We start from the raw sequence: 18,807 nt of genomic DNA, 5'->3' as shown, positions 1-18,807 counted from the left end.
CGGCTTCGGATTTCGCTACGGTTACGCTTGTGGCCGCATGTGCGGGAACAAGATCACGTCGCGGATCGACGGCGAGTTGGTCAACAACATCACCAGGCGGTCGATGCCGATGCCTTCACCAGCGGTCGGCGGCATGCCGTATTCCAGGGCGCGAACGAAGTCGGCGTCGTAGTGCATGGCTTCGTCGTCGCCGGCGTCCTTGTCGGCCACCTGGGCCATGAAGCGCTCGGCCTGGTCTTCCGCGTCGTTAAGCTCGGAGTAGGCGTTGGCGATTTCGCGGCCGCCGATGAACAGTTCGAAACGATCGGTGACGTTCGGGTTGTCATCGTTGCGACGGGCCAGCGGCGATACTTCGAACGGGTACTGGGTAATGAAGTGCGGCTGTTCCAGCTTGTGCTCCACCAGTTCTTCGAAAATCATCACCTGCAATTTGCCCAGGCCTTCGAAGCCCAGCACCTTGGCACCGGCTTTCTTGGCGATGGCACGGGCCTTGTCGATATCGTTCAGGTCGTCAGCGGTCAACTCAGGGTTGTACTTGAGGATCGAATCAAACACCGAGAGACGCACGAACGGCTCGCCGAAGTGGAACACCTTGTCGCCGTACGGCACGTCGGTGCTGCCCAGGACCAGTTGGGCCAGTTCGCGGAACAGTTCTTCGGTCAGGTCCATGTTGTCTTCGTAGTCGGCGTAGGCCTGATAGAACTCCAACATGGTGAATTCAGGGTTGTGACGAGTCGAAACGCCTTCGTTACGGAAGTTGCGGTTGATCTCGAAGACTTTCTCGAAGCCGCCAACCACCAGGCGCTTGAGGTACAGCTCAGGCGCGATACGCAGGAACATTTCCATGTCCAGCGCATTGTGGTGGGTTTCGAACGGCTTGGCTGCGGCGCCACCAGGAATCGTCTGCAGCATCGGCGTTTCGACTTCGAGGAAGTCGCGCTTCATCAGGAAGCTGCGGATATGCGCGATGACTTGCGAACGCACACGGAAGGTCTGGCGTACGTCTTCGTTGACGATGAGGTCAACGTAGCGCTGACGGTAGCGCTGTTCGGTATCGGTCAGGCCGTGGTGCTTGTCCGGCAGCGGGCGCAGGGATTTGGTCAGCAGGCGCACGCTGGTCATTTCGACGTACAGGTCACCCTTGCCGGAACGGGCCAGGGTGCCTTCGGCGGCAATGATGTCGCCCATGTCCCAGGTTTTCACCGCGGCCAGGGTTTCTTCAGACAAAGTCTTGCGGTTGACGTAGACCTGGATACGCCCGGTCATGTCCTGGATCACCATGAACGAGCCACGGTTGAGCATGATGCGACCGGCAACCTTGACCGGAATTGCAGCCTCGGCCAGCTCTTCCTTGGTCTTGTCCGCGTACTGCTTCTGCAAGGCATCGCAGTAGTTGTCGCGGCGGAAGTCGTTCGGGAAGGCATTGCCCTTGGCGCGCTCGGCAGCAAGCTTTTCCTTGCGCAGGGCGATCAGGGAGTTTTCTTCCTGTTGCAGGGCTTGCGGGTCGAGTTGTTGGTCGCTCATGTCTTTTGAAATTCCATCACAGATACGTTTTCCCCAGCCTTCGGCTGGGGATCGCGGGCAAGCCCGCTCCTACAGGGTTCTTTACAGGCCCGATTTCAGGCTGGCTTCCAGGTATTCGTCGATGTCGCCGTCGAGCACCTTGTCGCAGTCGCTGCGTTCGATGTTAGTGCGCAGATCCTTGATCCGCGACGCATCGAGCACATAAGAACGGATCTGGTGACCCCAGCCGATATCCGACTTGGTGTCTTCCAGCGCCTGGGAAGCGGCGTTGCGCTTCTGCATTTCCTGCTCGTACAACTTGGCCCGCAGCATTTTCATGGCGGTGTCCTTGTTCGCGTGCTGGGAACGTTCGTTCTGGCAGCTGACCACGGTGTTGGTCGGTACGTGGGTGATACGTACGGCCGAGTCGGTGGTGTTTACGTGCTGACCACCGGCACCGGAGGAACGGTAGGTGTCGATCCGCAGGTCGGCCGGGTTGATCTCGATCTCGACCTTGTCGTCGATTTCCGGGGAGACGAACACCGCGGAGAACGAAGTGTGACGACGGTTGCCGGAGTCGAACGGGCTCTTGCGCACCAGGCGGTGCACGCCGATCTCGGTACGCAGCCAGCCAAAGGCGTATTCGCCCTTGATGTGCACGGTCGCGCCCTTGATCCCGGCGACTTCACCGGCTGACAGTTCCATGATGGTTGCATCAAAACCGCGTTTATCCGCCCAGCGCAGGTACATGCGCAGCAGGATGTTGGCCCAGTCCTGGGCCTCGGTGCCGCCGGAACCGGCCTGGATGTCCAGGTAGGCGTTGTTCGGGTCCATTTCATGGCTGAACATGCGACGGAATTCAAGCTTGGCGAGGCTTTCCTCGAGACGGGCCAGCTCGGCGACGACATCGCCCACTGCGCCTTCGTCGTTTTCTTCGACGGCCATGTCCAGCAGGTCACGGCAATCGGCCAGACCGGTGTTCAGTTCGTCGAGGGTGTCGACGATCTGCGCCAGCGCAGCGCGCTCGCGGCCCAGTTCCTGGGCATATTCAGGTTTGTTCCAGACACTCGGATCTTCAAGCTCGCGATTGACTTCGGTCAGACGCTCATGCTTTTGATCGTAGTCAAAGATACCCCCGAATAGTTTCGGAGCGCTCGGACAGGTCCTTGATGGTGTTAAGGATCGGGTTGATTTCCATGGCGGGCAGCACTCGTTGGCGAACTTTTGAAAGCCGGCGAGTATAACGGCAAACGGGGGGAAACGGCAGCCCGCTTGGCGAAAAGGCGGGTTTTGTACACAATCTCCAAGGCCAATGCAGATCCAAATGTGGGAGGGGGCTTGCCCCCGATAGCGGTGGGTCAGTCACAACACCATTGACTGACAGACTGCCATCGGGAGCAAGCCCCCTCCCACACTTGAATGGGGTAAGGGCTCTGGTTATTCGATACCGACTTGGTTACGCCCATTATGCTTGGCCGTATACAAGCCCTTGTCCGCTGCCATGATCAGTTGCCGACCATCCGTGCCCTGCACCGGCGTCAGGGTTGAAAGCCCGATGCTGATGGTCAGGCTCGACCCTTCGGTAGGCGCAATGTGCGGGATTTTCAGCGCGGCCACCGCCATACGCAGCTTTTCGGCGACCAGACGTGCCCCACCGGGCGAAGTGTTCGGCAGCACCAGGGCAAACTCTTCACCGCCGTACCGCGCCGGTAAATCCGAAGGGCGGCTGCTGGCTTCACGGATGGCAGCAGCGACCTTGCGCAGGGCCTCATCGCCTTCGACGTGGCCAAAACTGTCGTTGTAGGTCTTGAAGAAGTCCACGTCGATCATCAGTAGCGAGAGCTGGGTCTGGTCACGCATGGCACGGCGCCATTCCAGTTCCAGGTACTCGTCGAAGTGACGACGATTAGACAGCCCGGTAAGACCGTCGGAGTTCATCAGGCGTTGCAGCACCAGGTTGGTGTCCAGCAGTTGCTGCTGGCTGACCCGCAGCGCACGGTAGGCTGCGTCCCGTTGCAACAACGTCATATAGGAGCGCGAGTGATAGCGAATGCGCGCCACCAGTTCAATGTTGTCCGGCAACTTCACCAGGTAATCATTGGCCCCAGCGGCAAAGGCGGCGCTCTTGATCAGCGGGTCTTCCTTGGTGGACAGCACGATGATCGGGATATTCGCCGTGGCCGGGTGATTGCGGTATTCGCGCACAAGGGTCAGGCCGTCCAGACCCGGCATGACCAAGTCTTGCAGAATCACCGTCGGCTTGATGCGAATGGCCTGGGCAATCGCCTGGTGCGGGTCGGCGCAAAAGTGGAAGTCGATGTTTTCTTCGTGGGCCAGGCCGCGCCGCACGGCTTCGCCGATCATCGCCTGGTCGTCGACCAGCAACACCATGGCGGCATTTTCGTCGGTCTTGAAGTCGTCGAGCTGTAAATCATTCATGTGCAGTCACCTGAATTACTACCTGCAAGCGAGCACCACGGGAGGTCTTGATCATTTTGCAAAGACCTCCAGCAATCGGGGCGCAATTCTATCCAATGGGCGAATTTCAACAGCGGCATTAATCGACGCCGCCGCTTTGGGCATGCCATACACCGCCGAACTCTGTTGGTCCTGGGCGATGGTCAAATATCCTTGTTCACGCAGTAACTTGAGGCCCTGGGCGCCATCGCGCCCCATGCCGGTCAGCAATACGCCAACGGCATCACCATTCCAGTGGCTGGCGACGCTCTCGAAAAACACGTCGATGGAAGGCCGGTAAATCTCGTTCACCGGCTCGGCGGTATAGGCCAGCGTGCCGTTTTTCAACAGCCGGATGTGGTGGTTGGTACCCGCCAGCAATACCACACCGCTTTGTGGCGGTTCGCCTTCACGGGCCAGGCGCACCGGCAGGCCGGATGCACTGCTCAGCCACTCGGCCATGCCGGCGGCGAACACTTGATCCACATGCTGCACCAGCACAATGGCGGCGGGAAAGTCCCGTGGCAAGCCCTTGAGCAGGACTTCCAGGGCCGCCGGCCCACCCGCCGACGAGCCGATGGCCACCAGGCTCTGGCGCTTGCCGATGACGCGCTGGGGCGCGGTTTCGGCACGCACGCGACTGCCGCGCTGACCAATCAACCAGCCAATGTTAAGGATCTTGCGCAGCAACGGTGCCGCCGCATCCTTGGGGTTGCCTACGCCCAGCGCCGGTGTATCCACCACATCCAGGGCGCCATGGCCCATGGCTTCGAACACACGGCTGACATTGGCCTGGCGGTCCACCGTGACGATCACGATCGGGCACGGCGTCTCGGCCATGATCTGCCGGGTGGCTTCCACACCGTCCATCACCGGCATGATCAGGTCCATCAGGATCAGGTCCGGGGTCAATTCGGCGCAGCGCTCCACGGCTTCCTGGCCATTGCTGGCCACCCACACCACTTCGTGGGCGGGCTCGAAACTCAACGCACGGCGCAGCGCCTCCACGGCCAGGGGCATGTCATTGACGATCGCAATCCTCATGCCCGGGCACCTCCAATCAGTTCAACCACGGCGTCGAGCAAGGCGTCATCGTGGAAACTGGCTTTGGCTAAATAATAGTCGGCGCCAGCGTCCAGTCCACGGCGCCGGTCTTCTTCGCGATCCTTGTACGAGACCACCATCACCGGCAACGATTGCAGGCGACTGTCGCGGCGCAGGAGTGTGACCAATTCAATACCATCCATGCGAGGCATATCAATGTCAGTGATAAGCAGGTCAAAGTCTTCGGAACGCAGCGCGTTCCAGCCATCCATGCCATCGACCGCGACAGCCACTTCATAACCCCTGTTGAGTAACAACTTGCGTTGCAACTCACGTACGGTCAGCGAGTCATCCACCACCAGCACCCGTTTACGCGGGGCTTCAGTAGCCTGCTGGCTGCGTCTTGCGATGCGCTCCAAGCGCCCGGTGTTGAGCAGTTTGTCCACCGAACGCAGCATGTCCTCAACGTCAACGATCAACACCACTGAGCCGTCATCGAGCAAGGCGCCGGCAGAGATGTCCTGGACCTTGCCCAGGCGATCATCCAGCGGCAACACCACCAACGTGCGCTCGCCGATAAAACGCTCTACCGCAATGCCGTACACCGCATCGCGTTCGCGTATCACCACGACTTTCAATGTTTCGTCATTGTTTTGCGCCGTCGGACGCTGCAACAACTGGCTGGCGGCGACCAGGCCGACATGCCGGCCCTCGTGCCAGAAATGCTGGCGACCCTCCAGCTGGACGATGTCATCCGGCGCCAGGTCGCACATGCGCTCAATATGCGCCAGCGGGAAGGCGTAGGCTTCGTCGCCGACCTCCACCACCAGACTGCGCACCACCGACAGGGTCAACGGCACTTCCAAGTGGAAGCGACTGCCCTGCCCCGCCGTTTGCTCCAGCACCACCGCGCCGCGCAATTGCCGGACCATATGCTGCACCGCGTCCAGGCCGACGCCGCGCCCGGACACTTCGGTGACTTTGTCGCGCAGGCTGAAACCCGGCAGGAACAGGAACGTCAGCAGCTCTTCCTCGCTCAAGCGCAGGGCGGTTTCCAGCGGCGACAGGTGCCGGTCGACAATCGTGCCACGCAGGCGCTCAAGGTCGACGCCATTCCCGTCATCGCTCAATTCCAGCACCAGCAAGCCCGCCTGATGGGAAGCACGCAGGCGAATCAGCCCTTCAGCCGGTTTCCCCGCCAGAATCCGCTGCTCGGGCATCTCGATACCATGGTCGACAGCATTACGTAGCAAATGGGTGAGCGGCGCCTCGAGCTTTTCCAACACATCGCGGTCGACCTGGGTTTTTTCGCCCTCGATCTCCAGGCGCACCTGCTTACCGAGGCTGCGGCCGAGGTCCCGGACCATACGCACCTGGCCGGCCAGCACATCGGCAAATGGCCGCATGCGGCAGGCCAGCGCCGTGTCGTAGAGCACCTGGGCTCTCTGCCCGGCCTGCCAGCCAAACTCATCCAGTTCGGCGGTTTTTTCCGCCAGCAGGGCCTGGGCTTCGCTCAGCAAGCGGCGAGTGTCAGCCAGGGCTTCCTGGGCTTCGAGGTTCAAATCCAGGGCTCTGAGTTGGCCGTCCAGCGCATCCAATGCTCGCGCGCTGTTGCTCTGAATACGCTTGAGGCGCTGCATGCTCGCCAAGTAAGGCTTGAGCCGCTGGGTTTCCACCAGGGATTTGCTGGACAGGTCCAACAGGCTGTTCAAGCGCTCGGCGGTGACGCGCAACACGCGCTCGCCACCTTCGGTCATGGGCTTGCTCTGGCGCGGTGGCGTGGACATGACCGACGGCGCGGCCTCAGGCTCAAGCTCCGGGGGCAACGCTTCAACCAACGGCGCCGGGGCGGGTTCGGACAGTGGGGGTGGCGCGGCCTTGGCAATCGGTTGCGACGGGTCGAGCAGCCGCTCCATCAACGCCACATAGGCGTCTATATCCGCCGAACCTACGTCATTGCCAGGCGTGGCGATGCGCATCAACAAGTCGGTGCCCTGCAGCAGCGCGTCGATATGTTCGGGTTGCAGGTACAGGCGGTTTTCTTGGGCGCTGACCAGGCAATCCTCCATGACATGGGCCACGCTGACACCTGCATCCACCCCGACAATGCGCGCCGCGCCCTTGAGCGAGTGGGCGGCGCGCATGCAGGCTTCCAGTTGGTCGGCCTGGGTCGGGTTGCGCTCCAGGGCCAGCAGGCCCGCGCTCAATACCTGGGTCTGTGCATCGGCTTCCAGGCTGAACAGCTCCAGCAGCGAGGCATCGCGCATCTGGTCGGGGGTCATGTGAGGCTCCGGGTCACGGCGGACAGCAATTGCGCCTCGTCCAGCCAGCGCAAGCTGCGGCCTTTCCACTGCAACACGCCTTGGGTGAATCGCGCACTGGCCTGGGTGCCGGAGACCGACGCCGCCTGCAGGGTGCGCTCATCGATGGCATGGATGCCGTCGACTTCATCTACCGGCACCACCACCGGACCGTCTTGTGCTGCGATGATCAACATGCGCGGCATGCTGCGCCCGCCCGACGCGCCGTTATGGGTGGCGTCCAGGCCGAGCAGTTCCACCAGCGACAGACATGCCACCAGTGCGCCGCGCACGTTGGCCACGCCGAGCAATGCCCGTGAACGCTGGTGCGGCAGGGAATGAATCGGTTGCAACGGCGCCACTTCCACCAGGCAACGGGTGGCGATGCCCAGCCATTCTTCGCCGAGGCGGAACATCAGCAGGGAACGGGTAACCACCTGCTCATCGACGGCAACGGCGGCCACCGCGTGACGCTCATCCTGCTGCAAGGCATAGCGGTCAAGCAGTCGCGTGGCGGCGGCGGAATACACCGAGCAATTGCGACAGTGAATATGTTCGGCCAGCAAGGGGCAGGACTTGTCGCCATGGATGCCGATACGGTTCCAGCAGTCGTCGATGGCTTGGGTATCAGTCAGGGTCAGGTCCAGGCCGGCGGTGTCGAGCACGTCAGGACTACTCATCGTTTGGACTCACTGTCAGCTCGCTCACTACGGGCGGCCCGCGCCTGCAAACGGCGCGCCCCCGCACTGTCGCCCTGGGACTCAAGCAACGCGGCCAGGTGCATCAGGGCCTGCGGATGCTGCGGTTCCAGGTACAAGGCTTTTCGATAATAGCCCTGGGCTTCCAGGGCGCTTCCGGCCACATCACTGAGCAGCCCCAGCCAGTAAAACACTTGGGCGGCCGGCGGATGGTTGCTCAAATACTGCTCACAGGCAGCACGGGCCTCGATGCTTTTACCCTCGTTGGCCAGGGTGGCGATCCGGCTGAGCAAATCACCGGCATCCGTCTGCAGCGCCTTGATCGGCAGCACCTGGGCGGTGACGGTGCTGAACGGGCGCGGCTTGGGCGGAATCGGTGCTGCGCTGCGCTGCGGCACGGGTGCCGGCATTGGCACAAACACGGGCTCCGGCTTGACCGGCTCCACGTGTCGGCTGAACGCAAAGGATTGCGGCACGCCTATCGAACGCATGCCGTGGCGCCCCAGCAAGCTGCCTTCGGCCGGGCCGATAAACAACACGCCGTCTACGTGGGTGAGCGCTTTGAGCACATCGAACACTTGTTTCTGGGTCGGCTGGTCGAAGTAGATCAGCAAGTTGCGGCAGAACACAAAATCGTAGGTCGGCTCATTGGCGAGCAATGCCGGATCGAGCAAGTTGCCGACTTGCAGCCGCACTTGCTCACGAACGCGGTCGGCAATGCGATAACCGTCTGGCCCTTCCGCGAAGTGGCGCTCGCGAAACTCGATATCACTGCCGCGAAAGGAATTCTTGCCATACACCCCACGCCGGGCCCGCTCTACCGATAACGGGCTGACATCCATCCCCTGCACCTTGAACTGGTGCGGTGCCAAGCCAGCATCGAGCAAGGCCATGGCAATCGAATAGGGTTCCTCGCCGGTAGAACACGGCAGGCTGAGAATGCGCAACGCGCGCAGCTGGTTGATTTCGGCCAGGCGTGCCTTGGCCAACCGGGCCAGGGTGGCAAACGATTCGGGATACCGGAAAAACCAGGTTTCGGGGACGATCACTGCTTCGATCAGCGCTTGCTGCTCGTCATGGGAGCTTTGCAGCTGTTGCCAATAATGCTCCAGCGTCGCTGCCTGTACGGCCTGGCTGCGCTGGCGTACGGCGCGCTCGATAATCGCCTCGCCCACCGAGGCGACGTCCAGGCCAATGCGTTCTTTCAAGAAGGTAAAGAAACGTAGATCGCTGCTCATAGGCTCAGCTCGGCAGAAAACAGCAAGGCGCGGACGTCATCGGTCAACAGGTCGGCCACGCCAATCCATTGCATCAAGCCTTGGGCATCTTCACGCACGGGCCCCAAATAAGGGGCCTGGCGATTGTCGAGACCGTAAGGCTGGAACTCAGCTGGGTCGCAACGCAGGGTATCGGTGGCTTGCTCCAGGATCAGCCCCAACCAACGCGCCTCGATCCAGGATTGCGGCTGGTAGCTGACCAATACCAGCCGCGTGCTGGTACGCGCCTGTGCGGCTACGCCGAAAGTCAACGCACTGAGGTCGATCACCGGCACCAGCGCCCCACGGTGAGCAAATATTCCAGCGACCCAGACCGGCGCATGCGCGATGGGCTTGAGTGGCAGGCGCGGCAGCACCTCGGCCACTTCCGTGGCCTTGAGGGCATAACGTTCGCCGCCGATGTGAAACACCAGGAACAACGCCTTTTTCGCTGCCGGGACGGCGCCGCGTTTAGCCGCGAGGTCGCTCATCAGACTTTGAAACGCGATACGCCGCTGCGCAGACCGACCGCAACCTGGCTCAGTTCATCAATGGCAAAGCTGGCCTGGCGCAGGGATTCCACGGTCTGGCTGCTGGCATCGCCCAACTGCACCAACGCATGGTTGATCTGCTCGGCGCCGGTGGCCTGGGCCTGCATGCCTTCGTTGACCATCAGCACCCGTGGTGCCAGGGCTTGTACCTGATGGATGATCTGCGACAACTGCTCACCGACTTGTTGCACTTCGAACATGCCGCGGCGCACTTCTTCGGAGAACTTGTCCATGCCCATCACGCCCGCCGACACCGCTGACTGGATCTCACGCACCATCTGCTCGATGTCATAGGTGGCCACGGCGGTCTGGTCGGCCAAGCGACGCACTTCGGTGGCAACCACGGCAAAACCGCGTCCGTATTCACCGGCTTTCTCGGCTTCGATGGCAGCATTGAGGGACAGCAGGTTGGTCTGGTCGGCAACCTTGACGATGGTCACGACCACCTGGTTGATGTTGCCGGCCTTCTCGTTGAGGATCGCCAACTTGGCATTGACCAGATCAGCCGCGCCCATCACCGAATGCATGGTTTCTTCCATACGCGCCAGCCCTTGCTGACCGGAACCGGCCGCGACCGAAGCCTGGTCGGCGGCGGTGGACACTTCGGTCATCGTACGGACCAAGTCCTTGGAAGTTGCAGCGATCTCGCGAGAAGTTGCGCCGATTTCAGTAGTAGTGGCAGCAGTTTCAGTCGCTGTCGCCTGCTGCTGCTTGGAGGTCGCCGCGATCTCGGTCACCGAGGTCGTCACCTGCACCGACGAGCGCTGGGCCTGGGACACCAGGGCTGTCAACTCGACCATCATGTCGTTGAAGCCGGTTTCGACGGCACCGAATTCGTCCTTGCGCTCCAGGTTCAGGCGCTTGCTCAGGTCGCCAGTGCGCATGGTCTCGAGGATATCGACGATACGCTGCATCGGCGCCATGATCGCGCGCATCAGCAGCAGGCCGCACAGGCCGGCAGCGAGAATGGCCACGGCCAACGACACGAACATACTGACTTTGGCGGCAGTAACGGCGTCATCAATGGCCGCCGTAGCGTTATCCGCGACCTGCTTGTTCTCATTGATAATGTCATTGAGCTTCATGCGGCCTGCGGTCCAGGCCGGCGTCAATTGCTCGTCGAACAGCTTTTGCGCTTCAACGGCGTTGTTGGCCTGATGCGCGTCCAGGACCTGGGCAAGAATCTTGTTGTAGGTCTGGTGGAGCTTTTCAAAGGCGTCGAACTCAGTTCGATCCTGATCGATATTGATCGTGCTCGCGTAGCTGGCCATATGCTGCTCAAGACGAGCCTCGAAAGACTTGTAGTCCTGTTTATCGGTTTCTGAAATGCCCTGGTTCCGGTGCGCCCCAACCAGTTCCTGGGTTTGCAGGTAGCTGTCGACCCAGGCGCTGCGAATCATCGAGCTGAAAAACACACCCGGCACTGCGTCGTCCCGAACAGCGTTTTCGCTGACCTCAATCTTCAGCAACCGTGAATAGGAGACCACAACCATCAACAGCATGATGGCGATAATGACCGCAAAGCTAGCCAAGATCCGTTGGCGCAAGGTCCAGTTCTTCACAGTAATTCCTCGAAGGCCCATTCAAATGGAGGGGAGTATAGCTGAGCCTATGCCTGTATTTATCAACAGCTTTTGAGGGATCGAGCACAAGACGCAAATAATTGTGGGAGGGGGCTTGTGTGGGAGCTGGGCTTGCCCGCGATGCAGACACCTCGGTTTATCAGAGACACCGAGGTGATGCTATCGCAGGCAAGCCAGCTCCCACACAAGCCCCCTCCCACATGGGGTTTTGCGTAAAAAACTGGGGTTATGGGGTTAACCGCACCTGCTTTTCTAGCTCGGCTTTTAAACCGGGCTCAAGTTTGAGTTGGCGGGCCAGCTCATCGAGGTAGGCTTTCTCCATGAAGTTTTCTTCGTCCACCAGCATTACGCTGGCGATGTACATCTCCGCGGCCATTTCCGGCGTGCTGGCCGCGCGGGCGACGTCGGTTGGATCGAGCGGTTTGTTGAGTTCGGCGTGCAACCAGCTTTGCAGCTCGCGGTCGTTATCCAGCTTGGTGAACTCCCCTTCGATCAGCGCGCGCTCGCGCTCATCTACGTGTCCGTCGGCCTTGGCGGCCGCCACCAATGCCTTGAGGATGGCCTGGCTGTGCTGCTCGACCTGGGCCGGCGGCAGACGGTCGATGGTCTGCGGTTCGCCTTGGGGCGCGCTGGCCTGTTGCGCCTGCCAGTTGCCGTAGGCCTTGTAGGCAATCACACCAAGCGCCGCCAACCCGCCATAGGTCAGGGCCTTGCCGCCAAACTTGCGGGCTTTTTTGTTTCCCAGCAACAGGCCCATGGCCCCTGCTGCCAGCGCGCCGCCGCCCGCACCGCCGAGCAGGCTACCCAGGCCGCCACCGCCGAGCAATCCGCCCAAAGCACCTTTATTGTCCTGCTGACGCTGGCCACTCGCCTTGTTCTGCAACATATCCTGGCCAGACTTGAGCAACTGATCGAGCAATCCACGGGTATTCATTCGCAGCCTCCAGACACTTGGGTTCGTAGGACCAATAGGCTCCCAGCGTAAAACTAAGTGCCAAAAAGCCACGATCTAGAGTGCTTCCAGATGTAACGCTCGATACAACGGCAGTGGGGCGACGAAATGCCTTGTTTCACATACAAAGCCATCACCCCGCCATCAACCAATTTTCCTACGCGATCGAACCGCTTAAGCTATCCGCCGTCTGTTTATTGTCCGTTGCGTTTGGTCGAAGGCATGTCCGAACCGTTTTTTCTGATCCGCTACGCGCCAGGGCCGGCGCGGGATTTGCTCACGACAGGTTGTCTCTATGCACCGCAGGAATTTGCTCAAAGCGTCCATGGCCATTGCGGCTTACACCGGCTTGTCGGCCAGCGGCCTGTTGGCTGCCCAGGCTTGGGCTGGCAACCGCGCCGTCGATGGCAAGGCCGTGGCCTTTGACTTTGATTCGCTCAAAGCCCAGGCCAAGCAACTCGCCGGGACCGCTTACAAGGACACCAAACAGGTGCTGCCGCCGACCCTGGCGACCATGACACCACAGAATTTCAACGCCATTGGCTACGACGGCAACCATTCGCTGTGGAAGGAATTGAACGGCCAACTCGACGTGCAGTTCTTCCACGTCGGCATGGGTTTCAAGACACCGGTGCGCATGCACAGCGTTGATCCCAGGACCCGAGAGGCACGGGAGGTGCATTTCCGCCCCTCACTGTTCAACTACGCGAAAACCACAGTAGACACTAAACAGTTGACCGGCGACCTGGGTTTCTCCGGCTTCAAGCTGTTCAAGGCGCCGGAACTGGACCGGCACGATGTGCTGTCGTTTCTCGGCGCCAGCTACTTCAGGGCCGTGGATTCCACCGGCCAATACGGCCTTTCGGCGCGTGGACTGGCGATTGATACCTACGCGAAAAAGCGCGAGGAATTCCCAGACTTCACGCAGTTCTGGTTCGAAACCCCGGACAAGGATGCCACGCGCTTTGTGGTCTACGCCCTGCTTGACTCGCCGAGCGCCACCGGCGCCTACCGCTTCGATATCGACTGCCAGGCCAACCAGGTGGTGATGGCCATCGATGCACATATCAATGCGCGCACGACCATCGAACAACTGGGTATCGCGCCGATGACCAGCATGTTCAGTTGCGGCACCCATGAACGTCGTATGTGCGACACCATTCACCCACAAATCCACGACTCGGACCGCCTGGCAATGTGGCGCGGCAACGGCGAGTGGATCTGCCGCCCGCTGAACAATCCGGCCAAATTGCAATTCAACGCCTTTGCCGACACCGACCCGAAAGGCTTTGGCCTGGTGCAGACCGACCATGAGTTCGCCAGCTACCAGGACACCGTGGACTGGTACAGCAAGCGCCCAAGCCTGTGGGTGGAGCCCACTACGGCATGGGGCGAAGGCTCCATCGACCTGCTGGAGATCCCCACCACCGGCGAAACCCTGGATAACATCGTGGCCTTCTGGACGCCGAAAAAACCGGTGGCCGCTGGCGATTCGCTCAACTATGGCTACAAGCTGTACTGGAGCGCCTTGCCACCGGTAAGCACGCCGTTGGCACAGGTCGACGCCACGCGTTCAGGCATGGGTGGTTTTACCGAAGGTTGGGCGCCGGGAGAGCATTACCCTGAAGTGTGGGCACGCCGGTTTGCCGTGGACTTCAAGGGTGGCGGCCTGGACCGCTTGCCAGCCGGTACCGGGATCGAGCCGGTGGTGACCTGCTCCCACGGTGAAGTGAAGGATTTCAGCGTGTTGGTGCTCGACAACATCAAGGGCTATCGCATTCTGTTCGATTGGTACCCGACCAGCGACAGCGTGGAGCCGGTGGAGCTGCGCCTGTTTATCCGCACCCAGGACCGCACACTGAGTGAAACCTGGCTGTATCAGTACTTCCCGCCGGCCCCGGAGCAGCGTAAGTACACCTGACGCACCGCGCGCCACACTGTGGGAGGGGGCTTGCTCCCGATAACGGATTGCCAGCCAAGCATTCAGTGGCTGATACATCGCTATCAGGAGCAAGCCCCCTCCCACTTTATTATCAGGGTGGCCTAGAACCGTGACACGCTCTTCATCGCCCCAATCAAATACCGCATCGCCACCTGATCGCTTTCGGTAAGCGCACGGTACTGCGCCAATAACTCCGCCTCATCTGAACTCAACCTTCGACCCCGCAAAGACATCCGGCGGCTCAGAAAACACGCCACCGCACCCGCTACACCATAGGATTTGGTCATGGACCGCTACTCCTGATATCAGTCAATTACTCCTGGCGCCCATTTCCCAACTCCCGTGAAGCACGACGCCTGCGCGGGCAAACAGCCTGATTCCCTGGGCCAGAAACCAGGCTTACCCTAAGCGTAGAAACTATCTCGCCACACGTGGGATTTTTTTAGAGTATTCACTTAAAAAATTACTTCGGTAACAAAGACCTACAACCCTTTCTCACGCAGTGGCCGGTATAGATGAATGTCGCAAGGTTCCTGCGCGTACAACTCCGGATCAGGCCGCGTCAGCAACAGGCAGCCATGACGCAGATAGAACTCCACGGTATTACGCGACTCCGTAGCGGAAACGTACAACGCGTCCACGCCAGCCTGCCGGCCGTGCTCACAGGCCAGGGCGAACAAGCGCCCGCCAAGCCCCAGGCCACGGGCCGTATGGCTGACATGCAGGAACTTCAATTGCCGCATGTGCAAGTTCTGGTTGAAAAGTGGACGGTTGTCCACCACCACGGCGGCGACCAACACCGCCCCCTCGAAGGCGCCCCACAACCACCCGCCACGCTTGAGGCAGGCCAGCAGCGCCACGGCATCCTGCTCCGCCTCGCCTTCAGGCCAGCCCCGCATATCGTGATGGGAGGCATACAGCACCAGTTCATCGCCTTCCATGCGATAACACTCGTGGATCAGCTCGGTGCGGTCGATAGTTGCCAGCAGCGGGATATCGTCTTCGTTTAACGCTCGTTCGACCAACATGGGGGCCTCCTGCTTTCAAGCGACCAAGGATCGGCGTTCCATTAAACGCGAGCAAGAAAAAACCCACCGTACCAGGGTGGGTTTCGTGGAAGCGCGCGAAGGATCAGTCCCTCAGATCCGACTCATGGATCGGCTGATCACGATGGGTCGCCCGTTGATATTGCGCCGGCCAGATCGCTTTGCGCCCGCCCAGGTCATCGTCGGCGTGCAAGGGCCAGTACGGATCACGCAGCAATTCACGGGCGAGGAAGATGATGTCGGCCTGGCAGGTACGCAGGATGTGTTCGGCCTGGGCCGGCTCGGTAATCATGCCCACGGTGCCCGTGGCAATGCCCGACTCTTTGCGCACCCGCTCGGCAAAGCGTGTCTGGTAGCCCGGGCCGGTTGGGATCTCGGCATTGGCGGCAGTACCTCCGGAAGACACATCGATCAAGTCCACGCCGAGGTCTTTGAGGCGGTGCGCCAACTCTACGGTTTCATCGGGGTTCCAGCCGTCTTCCACCCAATCGGTGGCCGACACCCGCACAAACAGCGGCAACTCCTCGGGCCAGACGGCGCGTACGGCTTTAGTGACATCCAACACCAGGCGGATACGGTTTTCAAAGGAACCCCCGTATTGGTCCTGGCGCTGGTTGCTGATGGGTGACAGGAATTGATGCAGCAGGTAACCGTGGGCGGCGTGGATTTCTACCACTTCGAAGCCAGCGGTCAAGGCGCGCTTGGCGGCCGCGACAAAATCGGCGATCACTTGCTGGATCTGTCCTTCGTCCAGCGGCGTGGGCTGGGTGTGATTGGGATCGAAGGCAATCGGCGATGGCCCCACCGGAACCCACCCGCCGTCTTGCAGCTTGACGCTGCCGTGCTGGCCGATCCAAGGCCGATGGGTGCTCGCCTTGCGCCCGGCATGGGCCAGTTGAATCCCGGCCACCGCGCCTTGGGCGGCAATAAACCGGGTGATGCGTTGCAACGGTTCGATCTGTTCGTCTTTCCACAGGCCCAGGTCCTGGGCAGTGATGCGGCCATCGGCAGTGACGGCGGTGGCTTCGGTAAAAATCAGCCCGGCACCACCGACGGCACGACTGCCGAGGTGCACCAGGTGCCAGTCATTGGCCAGGCCGTCCTCGCTGGAGTACTGGCACATCGGCGACACCGCTATGCGGTTGAGCAGGGTCAGTTGGCGCAGGGTGTAGGGTTCGAGCAGCTGACTCATGGCGCACCTCTTCTGGACTTTTTGGGCACTTATTGCAGGAGCGAGCTTGCTCGCGAAAGCCTCATAGGCGCTGCGTTCAGCCAGGATAAACGCACTACCGTTGAATTTTTTCGCGGGCAACCCCGCTCCTGCATAACAGTGCTTAGAGCCTAGTCGACAACGCTGGATTGCACAGGGTTCAGAAGCAAAGCGGGAGCCGATTGCCGGCTCCCGTTGTGTGATTTCTTACATTTCGACCTGGGTGCCCAGCTCGATCACCCGGTTTACCGGGAGCTTGAAGAAGCGCAGGTTGCCGTTGGCATTCTTCAACATGAAGGCGAACAAGCTTTCACGCCAGCGGGCCATGCCCCTGATGCGCGCGGCGATCACCGTTTCGCGGCTGAGGAAGTAGGTGGTGCGCATCGGGCTGAAATCCAGATCGTCCAGATGGCACAACTTCAAAGCTTCGGGCACGTCCGGCTCATCGGTAAAACCGAAATGCAGAATCACCCGGAAGAACCCTTCCCCGTAGGCGTCCACTTCGAAGCGCCGTGAGGCCGGCACACGTGGAATGTCTTCGTAGACCACCGTCAGCATCACCACCTGCTCATGCAGCACCTGGTTATGCAGCAGGTTGTGCAACAACGCATGGGGTACCGCGTCGGGGCGCGCGGTAAGGAACACAGCGGTGCCCTGCACGCGGTGGGGCGGCTGCACACGGATGCTGCTGATAAAGATCGGCAGCGGCAGCCCGCCTTCGTCGAGACGGTCCATCAGCAGTTCTTTACCGCGCTTCCAGGTGGTCATCAGGATAAACAGCACAATCCCCGCGAGTACCGGAAAGGCGCCGCCCTGGACGATCTTCGGCACGTTGGCGGCGAAGAACAGGCCATCCACCAACAGGAAGCCGATAAGTACCGGAATCGCCAGCACCGGTGGCCATTTCCACAGCAGCAACATCACGGCCGACACCAGGATGCTGGTAATCAACATGGTACCGGTCACCGCCACGCCATAAGCAGAAGCCAAGGCATTGGAGGACTCGAAGCCCAGCACCAGCAGGATCACACCGATCATCAACGACCAGTTCACCGCGCCGATATAGATCTGGCCTTGCTCGGCGCTGGAGGTGTGCTGGATATGCATGCGCGGGATGTAACCCAGCTGGATCGCCTGGCGGGTCAGGGAAAACGCACCGGAAATCACCGCCTGGGAAGCAATCACCGTGGCCAGGGTCGACAGCACCACCAGCGGGATCAACGCCCAGCTCGGCGCCAGCAGGTAGAACGGGTTACGTGCCGCTTCGGGATTTTCCAGCAGCAACGCACCCTGGCCGAAGTAATTGAGCACCAGCGCCGGCAGCACCAGGGCGAACCACGCCCGGGCGATTGGCTTGCGGCCGAAGTGGCCCATGTCGGCGTACAGCGCTTCGGCACCAGTCAAGGCCAGCACCACGGCACCAAGAATCGCCACGCCCATGCCGGGGTGAGATACAAAGAAACGCACGCCCCACACCGGGTTCAGCGCGCTGAGCACTTCAGGGTGTTGCGCGATGCCGTGGATACCGAGCCCGGCCAACACCAGAAACCACACCACCATCACCGGCCCGAACAGTTTGCCGATACGGTCGGTGCCGTGTTTCTGGATCAGGAACAACCCCACCAGCACCACCAGCGACAGTGGCACCACCCAACGTTCGAGGCCGTCAAAGGCCAACTCCAGGCCCTCGACCGCCGACAGTACCGAGATCGCCGGGGTGATCATGCTGTCGCCATAAAACAGCGCCGCGCCAATCAGACCGAGGATCACCAGCACCGAGCGCAATTTCGGATACGGCGACGACGCCCGCCGCGCCAACGCCGTCAGGGCCATGATGCCGCCCTCGCCCTGGTTGTCGGCGCGCAGGATGAACAACACGTATTTGATCGAGACGACCCAGACCAGCGACCAGAAAATCAGCGCCAGAATGCCGAAGACCCCGTCATGGTTGACTTGAACCCCGTAACCGCCAGTGAATACTTCTTTAAGGGTATAGAGCGGGCTGGTACCGATATCGCCGTAAACCACCCCGACCGCCGCCACCAGCATGCCAATCGGTTTTGCGTTGGAATGCTCGGCACCTGCTGCCTGACTACTTGCCTGACCCATCAACCACTCCTGCCCTTTTGACCTGAGGTCTTTTATTAACAGCGCGACTAAACTGACCCTAGCATGCGCTGTTTTACTTCTCGTAACAGACGTTTTGTTGACCTTAGGAATTTACCTACACGCAACGGCGCGAAGCATAGCGCAGCACTCGTCGTA

15 protein-coding genes are annotated in these 18,807 nt (G+C 60.7%); 1 reads left to right on the top strand and 14 read right to left on the bottom strand.

The window, feature by feature from the left end; genetic code table 11:
- Nucleotides 1-21 precede the first annotated feature (21 nt).
- From lysS to AC07V4_RS15100, 10 genes are all read right to left on the bottom strand, one after another.
- Complete coding sequence (lysS, locus tag AC07V4_RS15145) at nucleotides 22-1,524, bottom strand: lysine--tRNA ligase (RefSeq protein ID WP_208938574.1); 1,503 nt, start codon at nucleotides 1,522-1,524, stop codon at nucleotides 22-24.
- Nucleotides 1,525-1,605: 81 nt separating this feature from the next.
- A protein-coding gene (gene prfB, locus AC07V4_RS15140) for a peptide chain release factor 2 (RefSeq protein WP_109790603.1) occupies nucleotides 1,606-2,701 on the bottom strand; the annotation gives its coding sequence in 2 pieces (ribosomal slippage) (nucleotides 1,606-2,628 and nucleotides 2,630-2,701; 1,095 coding nt in all).
- Nucleotides 2,702-2,940: 239 nt separating this feature from the next.
- Nucleotides 2,941-3,942: a diguanylate cyclase gene (locus AC07V4_RS15135; protein ID WP_492637075.1), complete on the bottom strand. Its 1,002-nt coding sequence runs from the start codon at nucleotides 3,940-3,942 to the stop codon at nucleotides 2,941-2,943.
- Between the two features lie 51 nt (nucleotides 3,943-3,993).
- The gene (locus AC07V4_RS15130) at nucleotides 3,994-5,004 is read right to left on the bottom strand and encodes a chemotaxis response regulator protein-glutamate methylesterase (RefSeq protein WP_492637076.1); all 1,011 of its coding nucleotides are present in this window, start codon (nucleotides 5,002-5,004) and stop codon (nucleotides 3,994-3,996) included.
- Nucleotides 5,001-7,286: a hybrid sensor histidine kinase/response regulator gene (locus AC07V4_RS15125; protein ID WP_492637077.1), complete on the bottom strand. Its 2,286-nt coding sequence runs from the start codon at nucleotides 7,284-7,286 to the stop codon at nucleotides 5,001-5,003. The genes AC07V4_RS15130 and AC07V4_RS15125 overlap by 4 nt, the downstream gene beginning before the upstream one ends.
- Nucleotides 7,283-7,984, bottom strand: a complete 702-nt coding sequence (locus AC07V4_RS15120; protein ID WP_492637078.1) for a chemotaxis protein CheW — start codon at nucleotides 7,982-7,984, stop codon at nucleotides 7,283-7,285. The genes AC07V4_RS15125 and AC07V4_RS15120 overlap by 4 nt, the downstream gene beginning before the upstream one ends.
- A complete protein-coding gene (locus AC07V4_RS15115; RefSeq protein ID WP_492637079.1) occupies nucleotides 7,981-9,240 on the bottom strand; it encodes a CheR family methyltransferase in 1,260 nt (419 codons plus the stop codon). The genes AC07V4_RS15120 and AC07V4_RS15115 overlap by 4 nt, the downstream gene beginning before the upstream one ends.
- Nucleotides 9,237-9,749 carry a chemotaxis protein CheW gene (locus AC07V4_RS15110; RefSeq protein WP_492637080.1) on the bottom strand — a complete coding sequence of 171 codons (513 nt, stop codon included), beginning with the start codon at nucleotides 9,747-9,749 and terminating at the stop codon, nucleotides 9,237-9,239. Before AC07V4_RS15110 ends, AC07V4_RS15115 begins: the two co-directional genes overlap by 4 nt.
- Complete coding sequence (locus tag AC07V4_RS15105; protein WP_492637081.1) at nucleotides 9,749-11,371, bottom strand: methyl-accepting chemotaxis protein; 1,623 nt, start codon at nucleotides 11,369-11,371, stop codon at nucleotides 9,749-9,751. The genes AC07V4_RS15110 and AC07V4_RS15105 overlap by 1 nt, the downstream gene beginning before the upstream one ends.
- A 247-nt stretch (nucleotides 11,372-11,618) precedes the next feature.
- The gene (locus AC07V4_RS15100) at nucleotides 11,619-12,326 is read right to left on the bottom strand and encodes a tellurite resistance TerB family protein (protein ID WP_492637082.1); all 708 of its coding nucleotides are present in this window, start codon (nucleotides 12,324-12,326) and stop codon (nucleotides 11,619-11,621) included.
- 313 nt (nucleotides 12,327-12,639) lie between these two features.
- Between AC07V4_RS15100 and AC07V4_RS15095 the strand changes: the two genes are divergently transcribed.
- Entirely contained in the window at nucleotides 12,640-14,265 is a 1,626-nt protein-coding gene (locus AC07V4_RS15095) for a glucan biosynthesis protein D (RefSeq protein WP_492637083.1), read from the top strand.
- A 122-nt stretch (nucleotides 14,266-14,387) separates the two neighbouring features.
- Here AC07V4_RS15095 and AC07V4_RS15090 read toward each other — a convergent pair whose 3' ends face one another.
- From AC07V4_RS15090 to AC07V4_RS15075, 4 genes are all read right to left on the bottom strand, one after another.
- Nucleotides 14,388-14,573, bottom strand: coding sequence for a hypothetical protein (locus AC07V4_RS15090; protein ID WP_492637084.1), 186 nt, complete (start codon nucleotides 14,571-14,573; stop codon nucleotides 14,388-14,390).
- A 195-nt stretch (nucleotides 14,574-14,768) separates the two neighbouring features.
- A complete protein-coding gene (locus AC07V4_RS15085) occupies nucleotides 14,769-15,314 on the bottom strand; it encodes a GNAT family N-acetyltransferase (RefSeq protein WP_492637085.1) in 546 nt (181 codons plus the stop codon).
- Nucleotides 15,315-15,417: 103 nt separating this feature from the next.
- Nucleotides 15,418-16,524, bottom strand: a complete 1,107-nt coding sequence (locus AC07V4_RS15080) for an NADH:flavin oxidoreductase/NADH oxidase (protein WP_492637086.1) — start codon at nucleotides 16,522-16,524, stop codon at nucleotides 15,418-15,420.
- Nucleotides 16,525-16,749: 225 nt separating this feature from the next.
- On the bottom strand, nucleotides 16,750-18,651 hold the full coding sequence (locus tag AC07V4_RS15075) for a potassium transporter Kup (protein ID WP_492637087.1): 1,902 nt from the start codon (nucleotides 18,649-18,651) through the stop codon (nucleotides 16,750-16,752).
- Nucleotides 18,652-18,807 lie beyond the last annotated feature (156 nt).

Source organism: Pseudomonas sp. GW821-FHT03A09, from assembly GCF_059421065.1.
This window is presented reverse-complemented; position numbering and strand designations above follow the sequence as displayed.